14 protein-coding genes and 1 pseudogene are annotated in these 16,935 nt (G+C 72.1%); 7 read left to right on the forward strand and 8 right to left on the reverse strand.

Annotated features, from left to right (window positions below; translation table 11 throughout):
* Positions 1-73 precede the first annotated feature (73 nt).
* Both OFY01_RS05795 and OFY01_RS05800 read left to right on the forward strand, forming a co-directional pair.
* Positions 74-475: pseudogene (locus OFY01_RS05795) on the forward strand (pyridoxal phosphate-dependent aminotransferase); the annotation flags it as partial.
* Entirely contained in the window at positions 472-1,644 is a 1,173-nt protein-coding gene (locus OFY01_RS05800) for an MBL fold metallo-hydrolase (protein ID WP_266596955.1), read from the forward strand. The pseudogene OFY01_RS05795 and the gene OFY01_RS05800, both read left to right, overlap by 4 nt.
* On the opposite strand, the gene OFY01_RS05805 is transcribed toward OFY01_RS05800, so the two are convergent.
* Together OFY01_RS05805 and OFY01_RS05810 are read right to left on the reverse strand one after the other, a co-directional pair.
* On the reverse strand, positions 1,624-2,274 hold the full coding sequence (locus tag OFY01_RS05805; protein ID WP_407700283.1) for a DedA family protein: 651 nt from the start codon (positions 2,272-2,274) through the stop codon (positions 1,624-1,626). The two genes, OFY01_RS05800 and OFY01_RS05805, sit on opposite strands and share 21 nt — an antisense overlap.
* Positions 2,274-3,047: an MBL fold metallo-hydrolase gene (locus OFY01_RS05810; protein WP_266596959.1), complete on the reverse strand. Its 774-nt coding sequence runs from the start codon at positions 3,045-3,047 to the stop codon at positions 2,274-2,276. Before OFY01_RS05810 ends, OFY01_RS05805 begins: the two co-directional genes overlap by 1 nt.
* 111 nt (positions 3,048-3,158) lie before the next feature.
* Here OFY01_RS05810 and OFY01_RS05815 point away from each other — a divergent pair, with 111 nt between their 5' ends.
* The 4 genes from OFY01_RS05815 to OFY01_RS05830 all read left to right on the forward strand — a co-directional run bounded on the left by OFY01_RS05815 (position 3,159) and on the right by OFY01_RS05830 (position 7,863).
* Positions 3,159-3,575 carry a hypothetical protein gene (locus tag OFY01_RS05815; protein WP_266596961.1) on the forward strand — a complete coding sequence of 139 codons (417 nt, stop codon included), beginning with the start codon at positions 3,159-3,161 and terminating at the stop codon, positions 3,573-3,575.
* A 142-nt stretch (positions 3,576-3,717) separates the two neighbouring features.
* Positions 3,718-5,802, forward strand: coding sequence for a phage holin family protein (locus tag OFY01_RS05820; RefSeq protein WP_266596963.1), 2,085 nt, complete (start codon positions 3,718-3,720; stop codon positions 5,800-5,802).
* Positions 5,803-5,942: 140 nt separating this feature from the next.
* Positions 5,943-7,346, forward strand: a complete 1,404-nt coding sequence (locus OFY01_RS05825) for an amino acid permease (RefSeq protein ID WP_266596965.1) — start codon at positions 5,943-5,945, stop codon at positions 7,344-7,346.
* Between the two features lie 88 nt (positions 7,347-7,434).
* A complete protein-coding gene (locus tag OFY01_RS05830; protein ID WP_266596967.1) occupies positions 7,435-7,863 on the forward strand; it encodes an OsmC family protein in 429 nt (142 codons plus the stop codon).
* A 96-nt stretch (positions 7,864-7,959) separates the two neighbouring features.
* Here OFY01_RS05830 and OFY01_RS05835 read toward each other — a convergent pair whose 3' ends face one another.
* The 6 genes from OFY01_RS05835 to OFY01_RS05860 all read right to left on the reverse strand — a co-directional run bounded on the left by OFY01_RS05835 (position 7,960) and on the right by OFY01_RS05860 (position 16,440).
* Entirely contained in the window at positions 7,960-8,820 is an 861-nt protein-coding gene (locus tag OFY01_RS05835) for a helix-turn-helix domain-containing protein (protein ID WP_266596969.1), read from the reverse strand.
* Positions 8,821-8,862: 42 nt separating this feature from the next.
* Positions 8,863-9,585, reverse strand: a complete 723-nt coding sequence (narI, locus tag OFY01_RS05840; protein ID WP_266596971.1) for a respiratory nitrate reductase subunit gamma — start codon at positions 9,583-9,585, stop codon at positions 8,863-8,865.
* Positions 9,582-10,169 carry a nitrate reductase molybdenum cofactor assembly chaperone gene (narJ, locus tag OFY01_RS05845; RefSeq protein ID WP_266596973.1) on the reverse strand — a complete coding sequence of 196 codons (588 nt, stop codon included), beginning with the start codon at positions 10,167-10,169 and terminating at the stop codon, positions 9,582-9,584. Before narJ ends, narI begins: the two co-directional genes overlap by 4 nt.
* Positions 10,166-11,821 carry a nitrate reductase subunit beta gene (narH, locus tag OFY01_RS05850; RefSeq protein ID WP_266596975.1) on the reverse strand — a complete coding sequence of 552 codons (1,656 nt, stop codon included), beginning with the start codon at positions 11,819-11,821 and terminating at the stop codon, positions 10,166-10,168. The genes narJ and narH overlap by 4 nt, the downstream gene beginning before the upstream one ends.
* Before the next feature lie 4 nt (positions 11,822-11,825).
* On the reverse strand, positions 11,826-15,512 hold the full coding sequence (locus tag OFY01_RS05855) for a nitrate reductase subunit alpha (protein WP_266596977.1): 3,687 nt from the start codon (positions 15,510-15,512) through the stop codon (positions 11,826-11,828).
* A 115-nt stretch (positions 15,513-15,627) separates the two neighbouring features.
* The gene (locus OFY01_RS05860) at positions 15,628-16,440 is read right to left on the reverse strand and encodes a helix-turn-helix domain-containing protein (RefSeq protein WP_266596979.1); all 813 of its coding nucleotides are present in this window, start codon (positions 16,438-16,440) and stop codon (positions 15,628-15,630) included.
* A 40-nt stretch (positions 16,441-16,480) separates the two neighbouring features.
* Here OFY01_RS05860 and OFY01_RS05865 point away from each other — a divergent pair, with 40 nt between their 5' ends.
* Positions 16,481-16,789 carry a 4a-hydroxytetrahydrobiopterin dehydratase gene (locus tag OFY01_RS05865; RefSeq protein ID WP_266596981.1) on the forward strand — a complete coding sequence of 103 codons (309 nt, stop codon included), beginning with the start codon at positions 16,481-16,483 and terminating at the stop codon, positions 16,787-16,789.
* Positions 16,790-16,935 lie beyond the last annotated feature (146 nt).

A 16,935-nucleotide genomic window follows, 5' to 3' on the forward strand; every position in this document is an offset into this window, starting at 1 on the left:
TGAACCCGCACACGCTGTGTAGCCGCCTAGCGTTGTAGAAGTCCGTGATCCAGGCGGCGATCCTGATCCGGGCCTCGCCGCGGGGTGCCTGGCCCGGCCGCCGCGCGCCGGCCGCCACCTCTACGTCGACCTGGAGCCGCTGCGGCCCCCGCTCGCCGCGCGGGGCGTCACCGACAGCCAGGACCTGGAGGAGTTCCTGACCGCCCGCCTCGACATGCCGGCCCCCGGCGGGCACCGGTTCGGCGACGATCTCGCCGCCCTCCGGGTGCGCCTGTCGACCGGGCCGCTGCTCGGATCGACCCCGGAGGAGCGGATGGCGTCTCTCACCTCGCCGGAGCCGCTGGACCTTCCGCACGTCGCACAGCTGTTGAGCACGGTGAGGTCGGTGCTCGACGGCATTCGCACCACGGACGCGGGCCCGGTGGGCCGCGGCCGCAACGGACCGGCAGCCGAGGGATGGGAGTCCGACCGATGACGCACGCGCCCCACACCGCCCCCGAGACCGACCCGACGACCACTCCCGACGACACCCCCGCCACGGTCACCGCCACGGCCCCGGCCCAGCCGCCGCGCACGCAGAGGCCGCCCCGGACCGCGACCCGGACCTCGGGCACCTCCGCCCCGCGGACGTCGCTCGCGGCCCCCGTCACCCCGCCGCCCCTCCCAGCCCCCCGCCCGCTGGACCGGCCGGAGGGCGACACCGTGCCCCGGCGGTGGCCGAAGTCGTTCGCCGACCGGCTCACCGCGCCGTTGCCGGGTCTGCGCGGCCTGGCGCGGTTCGCGCGGGAGGGGGCGCTGCGGCCCGGCCCCGAGGGCCTCGCGGACATACCGCGGCTGCCGTTCGCTCCGGGGCCGCTGCCCGACGTCGACACCCGCACGGTCGCCGTCACCTGGGCGGGGCACGCGAGCTGGGTGGTGCGGATCGGCGGCCTCACCGTGCTCACCGACCCCGTCTGGTCCCGGAGGATCCTCGGCACGCCCGCCCGCGTCACGCCCGTGGGCGTCGCCTGGAGCGCGCTGCCACGCGTCGACGCAGTCGTCATCAGCCACAACCACTACGACCACCTCGACTGGCCCACCCTCAGAAGGCTGCCGCGCGACACCCCGGTGCTCGTCCCCGCCGGCCTCGGGCGCTGGTTCACCCGGCGGCGCTTCACCCGCGTCACCGAACTCGACTGGTGGGAGGCGGCGTCCCTGAACGGGGTCCGCTTCGATTTCGTGCCCGCCCACCACTGGTCCAAGCGGACCCTCACCGACACCTGCCGCAGCCTGTGGGGAGGCTGGGTGCTCACCGACCACGACGGACAGCGCCTCTACTTCGCCGGCGACACCGGCTACGGCCACTGGTTCAAGGAGATCGGCCGCCGCTACCCCGGCATCGACCTGGCCCTCCTGCCCATCGGCGCCTACGCACCGCGCTGGTGGCTCGAGGACGTCCACTGCGCGCCCGAGGACGCGGTACAGGCCGCGTGCGACGTCGGGGCGAAGGCGATGGCGCCCATGCACTGGGCGACGTTCGTGCTGTCGGCCGAGCCGGTCCTCGAACCCCTCACCCGGCTGCACGCCGCCTGGCAGACGGCCGGGCTCGACCGCGACGACCTGTGGGACCTGCCGGTCGGCGGCTCACGCGTGCTGCTGTCCTGATCCCTTGCCGTCCGACGCACCGCCGCGCACGCGCAGCCTGCGCCACACACCCGGGGCCGCGCTGATCACCACGGTCAGCGCGACCGCCGCGACCACGCCCTGCCACGGCTCCTTGAACAAGGAGCCACCGAGAATGCCGATGACCTGGTACGTCGCCGCCCACGCCAGGCACGCCGGCGCGTCGCCACGGGCGAACCGCCGCATCCCCGTGCGCGCGAGCAGACACGCCAGCATCACCGGGATCCGCCCGGCGGGCACCAGCCGGGAGAGCACCAGGACCATCACGCCGTGGTCGGCGAGCTTGGCCTGTGCCCGCGCGAGCCGCTCCTCGGGCGCCCGCGCCCGGATCGCCGCCAGCCACTTCGAGCCGTTCCTCGACCCCATGCCGCGCCGCCCGAGCCAGTACAGCGCCAGATCCCCGAGGAACGCGGCGAGCGAAGCCGTGACGAACACGAACAGCAGCGACAGCGGGTTGGTCTGATGGAACGCCACCACGGCAGCCGAACTCACCAGCGCGCCCGTCGGCACCACCGGCACGAGCGCCCCGATGAAGACGAGCAGGAACAGCGACGGATAGCCCACCGCCTGCTGCGTCGACTCCGTCGTGACCTGCTGCGCGGTGGCGAGGATCACCCGGCCACCTCCGGGCACACGCTCTCGCCGTGCCCGAGGCGGTGCACCGCGACCTCAGGCGCGCGCAGCGCCGCCTGCCGCACGAACTCGTCGCCCGGCGAGTGGAACTCGTGCGGCCGCACCGCGTCCATGCCGATTGGCCAGTACGTCCCGTAGTGCACGGGCACCGCGCTGCGCGGCCCGATCCGGCCCAGCGCCTCGGCGGCCCGTGCCGGATCGAGGTGGTGCGGCCCGAGGTACGGGCCCCAGCCGCCGACCGGCAGCAGCGCCACGTCCACCTCGCCCACGGTGTCGGCCATCGCGTCGAACAGTCCGGTGTCGCCCGCGAAGTACGTACGGGCCTCGCCGCTCACCACGTAGCCGAGCGCGGGTGAACGGTGCGGCCCGACCGGCAGGCGCCGCCCGTCGTGCTCGGCGTGCACCGCCCGGATCACGAGCTCGCCGACCTCGACGCGCGCCCCGGGCTCCACCTCGCTGATCCGCAGCGACCGCAGCCGCCGCAGCCCCGGCACCGCCCGCGCCGCACCGCGCGGCACCAGGACGCGGGTGCCGGGCGCCAGCCGGGCCAGGGACGGCACGTGCAGATGATCGGCGTGCAGATGCGAGACGAGGACGACGTCAGCGCGGGCGGCGCCCGCGGGCGGCAGGGCTCCGCGACGGCGCCGCAGATGGGCCAGGCGCCGCGCGAACAGCGGATCGGTCAGCACCCGGGCACCCGCGTCCTCGATCGTGCAGGTGGCATGGCCCCACCAGGTGATCTCCACCGGCACGCGCCGCCTCCTTACGCTCCTTCGTGCGACTGCCCCGAGCCTACGTGCAGGAGTAGGGTCGGCGTCGACAACCGGGGGACGGCAAGGGGACACCAGCGGGACGGGGGAGCCGTGCGCGGAGCGGGACACGTCGTGCGGGCCGTGGCGATCACCAGCCTGACGCCGCTCCAGGAGCTGGAGGCGGACCCGTTCCTCGTCGACGCGCGCAGCCAGCACGCCATGTGCGCCCGCTGGGCCGCCCAGCGCGGCTATGTCGTCACCCGCCAGCTCCTCGTCCACGCCCTGCGCCCCGACCACCGGCTGCTGTGGACGGATGTCGACGCGGGCCTGGTCGACCTGTTCGTCGCCCCGTGCGAGCGGGTGCTGCGCACCGCGCTCAGCTCCGTCGACGCGTTCGTGCGCGAGTGCGCGCGGCGCGGGGTGCGCCTGGAGACGGCGGGCCTGGCCGAACCGTGCTACGACGCCCGGATGAAGGCGTGCGTGCACCGCCGCCTGTCGATGCCGACCGCCGGGTACGACGGCCGCTGACCGCGCTGGACGCCGCCGCGCCGCACAAAAGGTATGAAACCCTGTCCGTGGAGCGGATGTACGAGCGGGTTGTACGAGCGGGTTGTACGAGCAGGTCGTACGAGCGGGTTGTACGACAGGGCGGGGCGAGGGGAGCCGGGACGTGGCGTCAGGCCGGTGGTGGCGGCGCGCAGCGAGCACGACATGGCGGTCGTTGACGGTCTGGGCGGCGGGCACCCTCACGATGATGGTCCTCGCGGGGCTCCTGCCCGACTTCCAGCTGCAGTCGGCGGGCGGCGACAGCCTCACCCGCGTCGCCGTGACGGCCGCCCTCGGCGCCGGTGCCTTCGCCGTGCTCTCCGCCCTGGTGTGGCCGCTGCTCGTACGCGCCCTGCTGCTCGTGCCCGCCCTGGTCCTCGGGCTCGTCGTGTTCTTCCTCAACGGCGCCCTGCTGCTCGTCGCACTGCGCCTCGTCCCCGACGGGCGCGGCCAGGTCAGCCCCGAGACCGCGGTCGTCGTCGCCGCGGTCATGTCCGCCGTGGCCTCGGCGACCGGCGGCGCCCTGGCGGTGCGCGACGACGACGCCTACCGGCGCCGCCTGTACCGGCTCGCCGACCGGCGCCGCCGCCGGGGCCCCGAGGGCGGCACCTGCCCACCCACCCCCGGCACCGTCTTCCTCCAGCTCGACGGCGTCGGCCACGACGTGCTGCGGCGCGCCGCCGACAGCGCGGTGATGCCCACGATCGCCGCATGGCTGCGCGACGGCAGCCACCGCCTCACCCCCTGGCGCACCGACTGGTCCAGCCAGACCGGTGCCAGCCAGCTCGCCATCCTGCACGGCTCCAACCACGACGTGCCCGCCTTCCGCTGGTACGAGAAGGACACCGGCGAGGTCCAGGTCTCCAACCGCCCCACCAGCGCCGCGGAACTCCAGCGCCGCGCCGCCCGCCACACCGGCGACGACGGCCTGCTCACCCTCGACGGCGCCAGCCGCGGCAACCTGTTCAGCGGCGGCGCCCAGCAGGTCGCGGTCGTCCTGTCGGTGGCGGCCCGCCGCGGCAAGGAGAACAGGTCGAGGTCCGGGTACTTCGCCTACTTCTGCGACCCGGCCAACGCCGTGCGCACCGCCCTGTCGTTCTGCGCCGAGGTCGGCCGTGAGATCGGCCAGTCCACAAGGGCCCGGCTGCGACGCAAGCGGCCACGAGTCGGCCGCGGCGGGCTCTACCCCTTCGTACGGGCCTTCGCGACGGTCGTCGAGCGGGACGTCGTCGTCGCGGCCGTCATCGGCGACATGCTCGCCGGGCGCAGCGCCGTCTACGCCGACCTCGTCGCCTACGACGAGGTGGCCCACCACTCCGGGCCCGGCAGCCGTGACGCCGAGAAGGTGCTCGCCCGCCTCGACCGCTCCCTCGCGCTCATCGAGAAGGTCGCCGAGCACGCCCCTCGCCCGTACCGCATCGTCGTCCTCTCCGACCACGGCCAGAGCCCCGGCGAGACGTTCCGCACCCGCTACGGCCTCACCCTCCAGGACCTCGTGCGGGCCGGCTGCGGCCTGCCCGTGCCGCGCGCGGCACGCCGCACCCACAGCGGCGCCGAGGCCCGCGCCGCCGTCCGCGCCGCCCTGCACCGGCCCGTCGAACAGGCGCAGGAGACGGCCGTGCGCGGCAGCAGGCGGCGCCGCGAACCGATCGTGCTGGCCTCCGGCAACCTGGGCCTGGTCTCCTTCCCCGACGTGCCGCACCGGATGAGCCGCGAGGAGATCGACGCCCGCCACCCGGCACTGCTTCCCACACTCGCCAACCACCCCGGCATCGGCTTCCTGCTGGTGCGCAGCGAGCGGCACGGCGCCGTCGTCCTCGGTGCGCAGGGCGCCGAGGTGCCGCTGGGCGAGCTCGTCGACGACAAGGGGCCGCTGGCCGGGTTCGGGCCCGGCGCCGCCGACGCGGTGCGCCGCACCGACACGTTCCCGCACACCGCCGACATCATGGTCAACTCCTGGTACGACCCGGACGACGGCGAGGTCCTCGCGTTCGAGGAGCAGATCGGCTCGCACGGCGGCCTCGGCGGCGCCCAGGGCCGCCCGTTCCTCCTGTCCCCGAGCGCCCTGTCCGCGCCGGTCGAGGACGGCACCGACCTGGTGGGCGCCGAGCAGGTCCACCGGGTGCTGCGCCGCTGGCTGCGCGAGGGCGACGGTCCGCAGGTGCCGCTCACCGAGTCCCGCAGGATTCCCCGCGAGAACAGCCGCTGAGCACACCTTTTGCGCCGTGCGCCGGGACTGGAAGGACAAAGACCGGTGATTTGGACCGAAGTCGGGCCGGACCCGACCATGGTCCGTGCCGTCCGGCGATCCCGTGGCGGCGCCGGCACCACGAGAGGCTCCACACCCCCATGCCCGACACCGGGACCGCACCCCGCACGGCTCCGGCCGCACCCGATGACCGGATCCAGCTCCGCACGCCCGGCCAGGACCACGCCGACAGGCACGCCCGCCGGTTCGGCCTGCCCGTCGCCACGACCCTCGTCATGGGCAACATCATCGGCGGCGGCATCTTCCTGCTCCCGGCCTCCGTGGCCCCGTACGGCACCATCAGCCTCATCGCCTTCGGCGTCCTGACGCTCGGCGCCGTCGCCCTCGCCCTCGTCTTCGGGCGGCTCGCCCACCGGCACCCGCAGACCGGCGGCCCCTATGTCTACGTCCGTGCGGCCTTCGGCGACTTCGCCGGGTTCCTGGCCGCATGGTCGTACTGGATCACCACCTGGGTGAGCAACGCCGCGCTGGCCGTCGCCGCCGTCGGCTACCTGGACGTGCTGCTGCCCATCCACGGCTCGACGTTCTGGACGATCGTCGCGGCCCTGACCTGCCAGTGGCTGCCCGCACTCGCCAACCTCGCGGGAACGCGGTACGTCGGCGCCGTGCAACTCGTCTCCACCGCCTTGAAGTTCGCCCCGCTGCTGCTCGTCGCCGTCGGCGGCCTGTTCTTCTTCAGGGCGGACAATCTCGGACCCTTCCAGGGCGGCGGCGACTCGCCGCTCGGCGCCGTCTCCGCGTCCGCCGCGATCCTGCTCTTCAGCTACCTCGGCGTGGAGTCGGCGTCGGTGAGCGCGGGCGAGGTCCGTGACCCGCGGCGCAACGTCGGCCGGGCCACCGTCCTGGGCACCGCCCTGGCCGCGCTCCTGTACCTGCTGTGCACCCTGTCCGTCTTCGGCACCGTCGCCCACGGCGACCTCGTCCACTCCTCCGCCCCGTTCTCCGACGCGGTGAACGCCATGTTCGGCGGCACGTGGGGCGGCAGCGCCGTCGCGATCGCCGCGCTCGTGTCGATGGTGGGCGCGCTCAACGGCTGGACCCTGCTCAGCGCCCAGACGCCGTACGCCGCCGCGAAGGACGGGCTGTTCCCGGCGGTGTTCGGGAAGAAGCGGCGCGGCGTGCCCCCGGCCGGTGTGCTGGTCGCCGTCGGCCTCGCCTCGCTGCTGACCGTGTACAACTACACGGCCGGGTCCGGCGGCGTCTTCGAGATGCTCGTCCTGGTCACCACCTTCACCGCCACCGTGCCCTACCTGCTGGCGACCGCCGCGCAGGTCTACTTCCTGCTCTCCGGCCAGGCCGACCGGGTACGCCCGGGGCGTCTGGCCCGCGACACGGTCCTCGCCCTCGCCGCGTTCGGGTTCTCCCTGTGGCTGGTGGGCGGCGCCGGGTACGCGGCCGTCTACCAGGGCGTGCTGTTCCTGTTCGTCGGGGTGCTCGTCTACGCGTGGATGGCGGCACGCCGCCGCCGGAGCGCCCAGGACTGACCCAGGTGTGGTCGCATGGTGGTGCACAGGCAATCAGGTGCACAGGCAACCAGACGTCACGGACCACCGGACACGGAAAGGAACCGTCGTGGCCACCACACGCTCCGCACACACCGCCTGGGAAGGCAACCTCCTCGAAGGCAGCGGGAAGGTCTCGTTCGACTCGTCGGAGGTGGGCCAGTACCCGGTCACCTGGGCCGCACGCTCCCAGGAGCCGCACGGCAGGACCAGCCCGGAGGAGATGATCGCGGCCGCCCACTCCAGCTGCTACTCGATGGCGCTCTCGCACGGCCTGAGCCAGGCCGGCACCCCGCCCACCAAGCTCGTCACGCAGGCCGAGGTGACCTTCCAGCCGGGCGAGGGCATCACCGGTATCCACCTCACCGTGGAGGGCGAGGTCCCGGGCCTGGACGAGGGAGCCTTCCTCAAGGCCGCCGAGGACGCCAAGGTCAACTGCCCGGTGAGCCAGGCGCTGACCGGCACCACGATCACCCTCACGGCCAAGCTGGCCGACTGATCAGCCGGACCCGCCCTTGACGCGGGCCCGCCCGAGTCCTGCTGGACACAGCTGGAGCCATCAGGACCGGGCGGGTCCGATCCGACGGTGGGGCCGCTACAGCGCGCTGCGCCACTTCTGAAGGATCTCCAGCGTCCGCCGGGTGTCGGCGGCGTGGGCCACCAGATGGTCGAGGACCTCGAGATGCGTGCCCACCTCGTCCCGCGAGTCCAGGTACAGCGCCCCGGTGACGTACTCGCTGACCACCATGTCCGGCAACTCCCGCACGGGGAACCTGAACAGGGTGAAGGGCCCGAAAGTACCGGGGTGCGGGCCCGCCGCGAACTCCGCTATCTGCAAGGTGACATGCGGCAGCTGCGCCGCCTCGATCAACCGGTCCAGCTGGCCGCGCAGCACCTCGGGCCCGCCCGGCGGGCGCGCCAGGACCGTCTCGTCGAACACCGCCCACAGCCGCGGCGGGTCGTCCCGCCCGAGCAGCGCCTGCCGGGCGAGGCGCAGCGACACGTGCCGCTCGACCTCCGCGGGCCGCGCCCGGCCCACCGTGCCCGCGTCGAGCACGGCGCGCGCGTACTCCTCCGTCTGCAACAGGCCCGGCACGAAGTGCGGTTCGTAGCAGCGGATCAGCTCGGCCGAGCCCTCCAGGCTGACGTAGAGGCTGAACCAGTCGGGCAGCACGTCGTGGTAGCGCTGCCACCAGCCCGGCAGGTTCGCCTCCTCGGCGAGCGCGACGAACGCCTCGATCTCCGGGTCGGAAACCGCGTACAGCTCAAGGAGCATCTGTACATACGGGATCTTCAGGGCCACCTCGGCGGTCTCCATGCGGCGGACCGTCGCCGCCGTCACCCGCAGTGCGCGGGCCGCCTCGTCGCGGCCGAGCCCCGCGGTCTCCCGCAGGTCGCGAAGCCGTCGGCCGAGGACCACCTGACCCACCGTCGGGGCGGGCCGTCGTTCACTCACGAGAACACGTCTCCCCACGTGTCGATCGGTGATGAACAGCGGTTACGACCCGGCGCGTTCCCACCCCCGCCGCTCCGGCCGCGCGGCCAGCCGCCGCGGGTCGCGGCTGCGGTAGACCACGTACGGTCGGAACAGGTACTGCACCGGCGCGCTGAACATGTGCACGAGCCGGGTGAACGGTACCAGTGCGATGAGTAGCATGCCCACTACTGCGTGAATCTGGTAGAGCACCGGCACCCCGTGCATCCGCCCCGTGTCCGGGTTCAGCGTGAACAGGCTGCGGGCCCACGGCCCGATGGACACCCGGTAGTTGTAGCCGTCGCCGGAGGCGTGCGTGAGCTTGGCGGCCATGCCGAGCGCGATCGCCGCGAACAGCACCACGTACATGAGCTTGTCGTTGCGGGTCGTCGCCCGGAACACGGACGCGTTGACGCGGCGCCGGACGATCAGCGTCAGGATGCCGAGCACCACGAGCGCGCCCGCCGCCGTGCCGCCGTACAGCGAGAACAGGTGGTAGGTGTGCTCGCCGACGCCGATGGCGTCCGTCCACGACATCGGGACGAACAGGCCCACCAGATGGCCGACGAGGACGAACAGGATGCCGTAGTGGAAGACCGGCGAGGCGATGTTGAGCAGCCTCGACTCGTAGAGCTGCGAGGAGCGGGTGGTCCAGCCGAACTTGTCGTACAGGTAGCGCCAGACGGTCCCGGCGACGAGCAGGACGAAGGCGACGTAGGGCAGGACGCCCCAGATCAGCGTGGTCACGGGGCGTGCTCCTCCACCAGTAGCGGAATGCCGAAGGGTTCGAGCCCGACCTCTTCGCGCGGCGGCCCCGAACGGGCCAGCGCCAGCGCCTCGGCCCGGTCCTTGGGCGACGGGCCCGGCAGCGTGCGGCACACCGCGTCGAGCACGGTCGCGTACGGGGTGCCGTGCTCGGTCAGCGCGATCCGCAGCAGCTCCAGGCCGCTGCGGTGCTCCTGGAGCAGGAAAGGACCTGCCTGCGCGGAGAACTCGAGGACCGCGGGCAGGAAGTCCGGCAGCTCCTCGCCGGTGAACTCCATGCCGTGCTCGCGGTAGACCTCCTTCATCCGCACGAGCGCCATGCCGCGCCTGCGGGTGTCTCCCTCGCGCCACCACGTCAGGTACAGGCTGTGCCGGTTCTTGAAGTCGAAGACCTGGACGTAGTGCGCGGCCAGGTCCGCGGGTGCCGTGGCCTCGGCGTGGTCGACGAACGGGGCGAGCTCCGGCGCCGCGGCCCGCACCAGCGGCAGCCGCTCGTACAGTTCGCCGTCGGGGTAGGTGAGGCAGAGCGCGGCCGCCTGGTGAACGAGCGCGATGCGGTCCGTCATGAGCTCTCCTCCGTCTTGGTGAACTTCTCCGGGGCCTTGGCCTCGCCCGCTGCCGGGTCCGTGGTCTGCCGTTCCTTGCTGAGGTGGAAGTTCTCGACGGAGACGACCGGAAGCAGTCGGCGGCCACCGGCGGTGGTGCGGCCCGAGTCGCCGCCGAACGGACCCTCGCCGCCCATCCCGGGGCCCTCCGCGTAGTCGAGCGAGCAGGAGTCCGGCAGGGCGCTCTCCTCCAGGCGCCGCGCGTCACCGACCGCCGCGGTCGGGATCACGTACCGGTCCTCGTACTTGGCGATGGCCAGCAGCCGGTACATCTCCTCGATCTCGTCACCGGTCATGCCGACCGACTCGGCGATCGAACGGTCCGGGAGCTGACCGAGGTTGACGGCCCGCATGTGCGAGCGCATCGCCGCGAGCTTCTCCAGGCTGGAGCGCACCGGCACCACGTCACCGGCCGTGAACAGTTGCGCCAGGTACTCGACGGGGATGCGCAGCGTGTCGATAGCGCCGAACAGATTGGCGTGGTCCTCACCGTCGTGCCCGGTCTCGGTGAGCGCGTCGACGACGGGGGAGAGCGGCGGGATGTACCAGACCATCGGCATCGTCCGGTACTCCGGATGCAGCGGCAGCGCCACCTTGTACGTGCTGATGAGCGCGCGCACCGGTGAGCGCCGGGCCGCCTCCACCCAGTCGTAGGGGATACCGGCCTCCTCGGCGGCCCGCTGCACACCCGCGTCCTCCGGGTCGAGGAACACGTCCAGCTGCGCACCGTAGAGGTCCCGCTCGTCCTCGGTCCGTGCCGCGCCGGTCACCCGGTCCGCGTCGTAGAGGATGACGCCGAGGTAGCGCAGGCGGCCCACACACGTCTCCGAGCAGACCGTCGGCAGGCCCACCTCGACGCGGGGATAGCACATCGTGCACTTCTCGGCCTTGCCGGTGCGATGGTTGAAGTACACCTTCTTGTACGGGCATCCGGTCACGCACATCCGCCAGCCGCGGCAGTGGTCCTGGTCGACCAGGACGATGCCGTCCTCCACGCGCTTGTACATCGCGCCCGACGGGCACGACGACACGCACGACGGGTTCAGACAGTGCTCGCAGATCCGCGGCAGATAGAACATGAAGGTCTGCTCGAACGCGAACTTCACCTTGTCCGAGGCTTGCTGGCGGGTCTGCTGGACCATCGGGTCGAGGTCGCCGTGCTCGGTGGCCCCGCCCAGGTTGTCGTCCCAGTTCGACGACCACTCGATCTTCATCGGTTTGCCGGTGATCTGCGAACGCGGCCGCGCCACCGGGAAGTCGTCGCCGAGCGGCGCGTCGGTGAGGTTCTGGTAGTCGTACGTCCAGGGCTCGTAGTAGTCCTTGATGCCGGGCAGCTTCGGGTTGGAGAAGATACCGGCGAGCTTCCTGAACCGGCCGCCGCCCTTCAGTTTCAGGGCGCCCCTCTTGTTGAGCTCCCAGCCGCCGCGCCACTTGTCCTGGTCCTCGTAACGGCGCGGATAGCCCTGCCCCGGGCGGGTCTCCACGTTGTTGAACCAGACGTACTCCATCCCCCGCCGGTTGGTCCATGCCTGCTTGCAGGTGACCGAACAGGTGTGGCAGCCGATGCACTTGTCGAGGTTCATCACCATCGCGATCTGGGCCATGATGCGCATCAGTTCAGTACTCCACCTTCTGCGAGCGGCGCCGGACGACAGTGACCTCGTCGCGCTGGTTGCCCGTCGGACCGAGGTAGTTGAACGCCCAGCTGAACTGGGCGTATCCGCCGATGAGATGGGACGGCTTGAGGATCAGCCGGGTCAGCGAGTTGTGGATGCCGCCGCGCCGCCCGCTCGACTGAGCCCTCGGCACGTTGACCGTGCGCTCCTGCGCGTGGTGCATGTAGACCGTGCCCGCGGGCATCCGGTGCGAGACGATCGCGCGGGCCACGACGACACCGTTGCGGTTGACCGCCTCGATCCAGTCGTTGTCCTTGACGCCGATCGCCTCCGCGTCCTGCGGCGCCATCCAGATGGACTGGCCGCCCCGGGAGAGCGACAGCATGAACAGGTTGTCCTGGTACTCCGAGTGGATCGACCACTTGTTGTGCGGAGTGAGGTAACGGACCGTCACCTCCTTCCCGCCGTCGGGGCCGAGCCGCGGCTCGCCGAACAGACGGTTCATGTCGAGCGGCGGCCGGTACACCGGCAGCGCCTCGCCCAGCTCGTGCATCCAGTCGTGGTCGAGGAAGAAGTGCTGGCGCCCGGTGAGCGTGTGCCACGGTTTGAGATGCTCGGTGTTGAGCGTGAACGCCGTGTAGCGGCGCCCGCCGGACTCGCTGCCCGACCACTCCGGCGAGGTGATGACGGGCACGGGAGCGGCCTGTGTGTCCGCGTACGTGATCCGCTTGCCCTCGTGCTCGGCGGCCAGATGCGCCATCTCCTGGCCCGTGCGGGACTCCAGGGTGTGAAACCCCTGGGTGGCGAGACGGCCGTTGGTGGTGCCGGACAGGGCGAGGATCGTGTTGGCCGCCTTGACCGCCGTGTCCAGCGACGGGCGGCCGTCAGCCGGCCCGCCCCGCACCACACCGTTGCGCTCACGCAGCTCCGTGACCTCCTGGTCGGGCTTGAGCGTGATGCCCTTGGCGGGCAGACCGAGCCGCTCGACCAGCGGGCCCAGCGCGGTGAACTTCGCGCCGATCGCCGTGTAGTCCCGCTCGACGACGACCAGGTTGGGCAGCGTCCTGCCCGGCACCGGCTCGCACTCGCCCTTGCGCCAGTCGAGGACCACACCGCCGGGCTGCGCGGTCTCACCCGGCGTGTCGTGCTGCAGCGGCGCCGCCACCAGGTCCTTGCGCACGCCCAGATGCTCCACGGCCAGCTCGCTGAGCCTGTGCGCGAGCGTCTTGAACGTCTCGAAGTCGGTACGCGCCTGCCAGGGCGGGTCGACGGCCGGTGTGAACGAGTGCACGTACGGATGCATGTCCGTGGACGACAGGTCGTGCTTCTCGTACCAGGTCGCCGCGGGCAGCACCACGTCCGACAGGAGCGTCGACGACGTCTGCCGGAAGTCGAGGGAGAGGAGGAGGTCGAGCTTTCCCTCGGGCGCCTCCTCGCGCCACCTCACGGTCGTGGGCCGCTCGCCGGGAGCGGCCTGGTCGGCGCGGAGTGAGGAGTGCGTGCCGAGGAGATGCTTGGTGAAGTACTCGGCGCCCTTGGCCGACGAGCCGAGCAGGTTGGCCCGCCACAGCGTCAGCACCCGCGGCCAGTTCTCCGGCGCGTCCGGATCCTCACACGCGAACTTCAGCGAGCCCGCCTTGAGTTCGGCCACCGTGTCGGCGACAGCCTGCTCGCCCAGCTGGAGCGGATTGCGGTCGAACGTCGGATACGACGGCATCCACCCCGACCGCGCCGACAGGGCCAGGCAGTCCGCCCCGGTCATGCCCGCGAACGCGCCCTTGCCGAGCGGAGAGGCGAGCACGTCCGCGCCGAACCGGTCGTAGCGCCACTGGTCGGTGTTGAGGAACCAGTACGCGGCCCCGATCATCTGCCGCGGCGGCCGCGACCAGTCGTTGGCCGAGGCGAGCGAGGCCCAGCCGGTCGACGGGCGGCACTTCTCCTGGCCCACGTAGTGCGCCCAGCCGCCGCCGTTGCGCCCCTGACACCCGGTGAGCTGGAGCAGCGCGAGGAACGCCCGGTAGATCGTCTCGGAGTGGAACCAGTGGTTGGTGCCCGCGCCCATGAGGATCATGCAGCGCCCGCGTGACTGCTCGGCCGTCCGCGCGAACTCCCGGGCGATCTTCACGCAGGCCGCGGCGGAGACCGAGGTGTGCACCTCCTGCCAGGCCGGGGTGCCGGGCGTCTGCGCGTCCTCGTACGACGACGGCCACGCGCCCGGCAGGCCCGGACGGCCCACCCCGTACTGGGCGAGCAGCAGGTCGAAGACGGTCGTGACCAGCGGCCCCTCCTGCCCGCCGAGCCGCGTCGCGGGCACGCCGCGTCGCACCACCTCGCCGCGCCCCTGCCCGTGGGCGCCGCCGTCCGTGTCGAAGCGGGGCAGCAGCACCTCGACACCGGCCGCCACGTCACGTCCGTGCAGGCTCAACACCGGCTTGATATTGCCCAGTTCGAGGTTCCACTTGCCCTTGCCCGACTCGGTCCAGCGGAAGCCGAGCGAGCCGTTGGGCACGGCCGGATGGCCGGTCGCCTCGTCGAGGACGGCCGTCTTCCACTCGGCGCCCTCGCCGCCCTGCCCCAGGTCACTGGCGCGCAGGAACTTCGAGGGGACGTACGCGCCGTCCTTCTCCTCCAGTGTCACGAGGAACGGAAGATCCGTGAACTTGCTGACGTAGTCGGTGAAGAACGGCGTCCGCCGGTCGACGAAGAACTCCCTGAGGATGACGTGCCCCATGGCGAGGGCCAGCGCTCCGTCCGTCCCCGGATGCGGATGCAGCCACTCGTCGGCGAACTTGGCGTTGTCCGCGTAGTCCGGTGCGACCACCACGACCTTCTGGCCCCGGTAACGCGCCTCGGCCATCCAGTGCGCGTCCGGCGTCCGCGTCACCGGAACGTTCGACCCCCACATCATCAGATACGCGGCGTCCCACCAGTCACCCGACTCCGGCACGTCCGTCTGGTCGCCGAACACCTGCGGCGAGGCGACCGGCAGATCCGCGTACCAGTCGTAGAACGACAGCATCGGCGCGCCGATCAGCGACATGAACCGGGCACCCGCCGCGTGCGACACCATCGACATCGCCGGGATCGGGGAGAATCCGGCCACCCGGTCGGGCCCGTACGTCTTGATGGTGTGGACATGAGCGGCGGCGACGATCTCCACGGCCTCGTCCCAGGCCGCCCGCACCAGGCCGCCCTTGCCGCGCGCCCGCTGGTAGCGGCGGCGGCGCTCCGGGTCGTTCTGGATGTCGGCCCAGGCCAGGACCGGGTCGCGCAGCCGGGCCTTCGCCTCCCGGTACATGTCCAGGAGCACACCGCGGACATACGGGTAGCGGACACGGGTGGGGGAGTACGTGTACCAGGAGAACGCGGCGCCGCGCGGGCAGCCGCGTGGCTCGTACTCGGGGCGGTCGGGGCCCACGCTCGGATAGTCCGTCTGCTGGGTCTCCCAGGTGATGATGCCGTCCTTGACGTACACCTTCCAGCGGCAGGAACCGGTGCAGTTCACTCCGTGCGTCGAGTTGACGACCTTGTCGTGGCTCCACCGGTCCCGGTAGAAGACATCGCCGTCGCGGCCCCCCTTGATCCGCACGCTGTGCAGGTCGGCGGCGGCCTTCCCGCGCCGGAAGAACCGCCCCAGGCGCAGCAGCGCGGCGTCCGGCTCGGTCGGTATGCCCGTCGTGTCAGTCACCGTGTGCGCTCCCTCGGTCTCCGTCTTTCGCAGGCTAGGGGCGAGAGGACGAGGTCACACGTCGGTCGGGGCCGTCCGGGTCAGCGCGGGAGCCTGGGGTGGCGCGGGAGCCGGGTCAGCCCAGTGCGGACCGCAGATACTTGGCCGTCGCCGGGTCCGCCGGGAGCAGCGTCTCCACGGCCAGCTCGGCGACCGTCACGTCCATCGGCGTGTTGAACGTCGAGATCGACGACACGAACGACAGCACGTGCCCGTCGTGCTCGATCACCAGCGGCAGCGCGAAGTGCGCCACGGCGCCTTCGTCGTCGAGGAGCGCCGCGTCGTCCTCGTCGGGAACCGGGAAGGCGGCCACCTCGTCGTACAGCCTGCGCAGCGGCTCCGAGCGGGAGAGCGCCACCTGCCGCTCCATCTGGTGGAGCAGATGCCCGCGCCAGGCGCGCAGATTGCGGATGCGCGGTGCGAGGCCCTCCGGGTGCAGGGTCAGCCGCATCGCGTTGAACGGTGGGGCGAGCAGGTGCTCGGGCAGCGACCCCATCAGGAGGGTCAGACCACGGTTGGCGGCGACCACGTCGTACGTGGCGTCGACGATCAGGGCCGGATACGGCTCGTAGCCGCGAAGCAGCCGCTCCAGGCCCTCGCGCAGCGGGCCGAGCGCCGGGTCGTCGAGCGAGGTCTGCGGGTAGCGGGGCGCGTACCCGGCGGCCAGCAGCAGCGCGTTGCGCTCGCGCATCGGTACGTCCAGGTGGTCGGCGAGCCGCAGCACGAACTCCTCGCTGGGCCGCGAACGGCCCGTCTCCACGAAGCTGATGTGCCGCGCCGACGAGTCCGCGCGCAGCGCGAGCTCCAACTGGCTGACCCGCCGCCGCTGCCGCCAATCGCGCAGCAGACGGCCCACTTCGGAGGTGTTCTCACGCGTCGCGGTTGTCATGACACGACCGTAACCTCCTTCCGGTGGCAGGCTGGGGGACATGGCTACAGAACCGCTTTCGCGGAAAGAGACCGAGGACCGCCTCGCCGAGCTGCCCGGCTGGTCGCTCGACGGCGACCGGATCACCCGTAAGTACACCCTGCCCAGCCACGTCGCGGCCGCCGCGCTCGTCGCGCACGTCGCGGCCGTCCAGGACGAGCTGAACCACCACTCGGACCTCACGCTCGGCTACAACACGGTCGCCCTCGCCGTGCACACGCACTCGGCGGGCGGTGCCATCACCGAGAAGGACTTCGAACTGGCCCGCAGGGTCGAGGCGTTGGCCCCGGCGCACACAGCCGGGAGCTGACCTTCACGGTGAGGCCGCGGTCGTGCTCGACCACGACCGGGGAGCACCCGTTACGACGCCACCGGTTGCGACGCCACCCGCGGCGGCGAGCCCCGCGCCGGGGCCGCCGCGGACGCCCTGCTCGGCCTGACCCCCGCCCCACGCCA

It is taken from the genome of Streptomyces beihaiensis (assembly GCF_026274175.1).
Taxonomy (GTDB): Bacteria; Actinomycetota; Actinomycetes; order Streptomycetales; family Streptomycetaceae; genus Streptomyces; species Streptomyces beihaiensis.

Bases quoted from the DNA above. Each gene is read 5' to 3' on its own strand.
- OFY01_RS05860 (WP_266596979.1), bottom strand. From the start codon at position 16,440: ATGACAACCGCGACGCGTGAGAACACCTCCGAAGTGGGCCGTCTGCTG.
- OFY01_RS05865 (WP_266596981.1), top strand. From the start codon at position 16,481: ATGGCTACAGAACCGCTTTCGCGGAAAGAGACCGAGGACCGCCTCGCC.
- narH (WP_266596975.1), bottom strand. From the start codon at position 11,821: ATGCGCATCATGGCCCAGATCGCGATGGTGATGAACCTCGACAAGTGC.
- OFY01_RS05825 (WP_266596965.1), top strand. From the start codon at position 5,943: ATGCCCGACACCGGGACCGCACCCCGCACGGCTCCGGCCGCACCCGAT.
- narJ (WP_266596973.1), bottom strand. From the start codon at position 10,169: ATGACGGACCGCATCGCGCTCGTTCACCAGGCGGCCGCGCTCTGCCTC.
- OFY01_RS05800 (WP_266596955.1), top strand. From the start codon at position 472: ATGACGCACGCGCCCCACACCGCCCCCGAGACCGACCCGACGACCACT.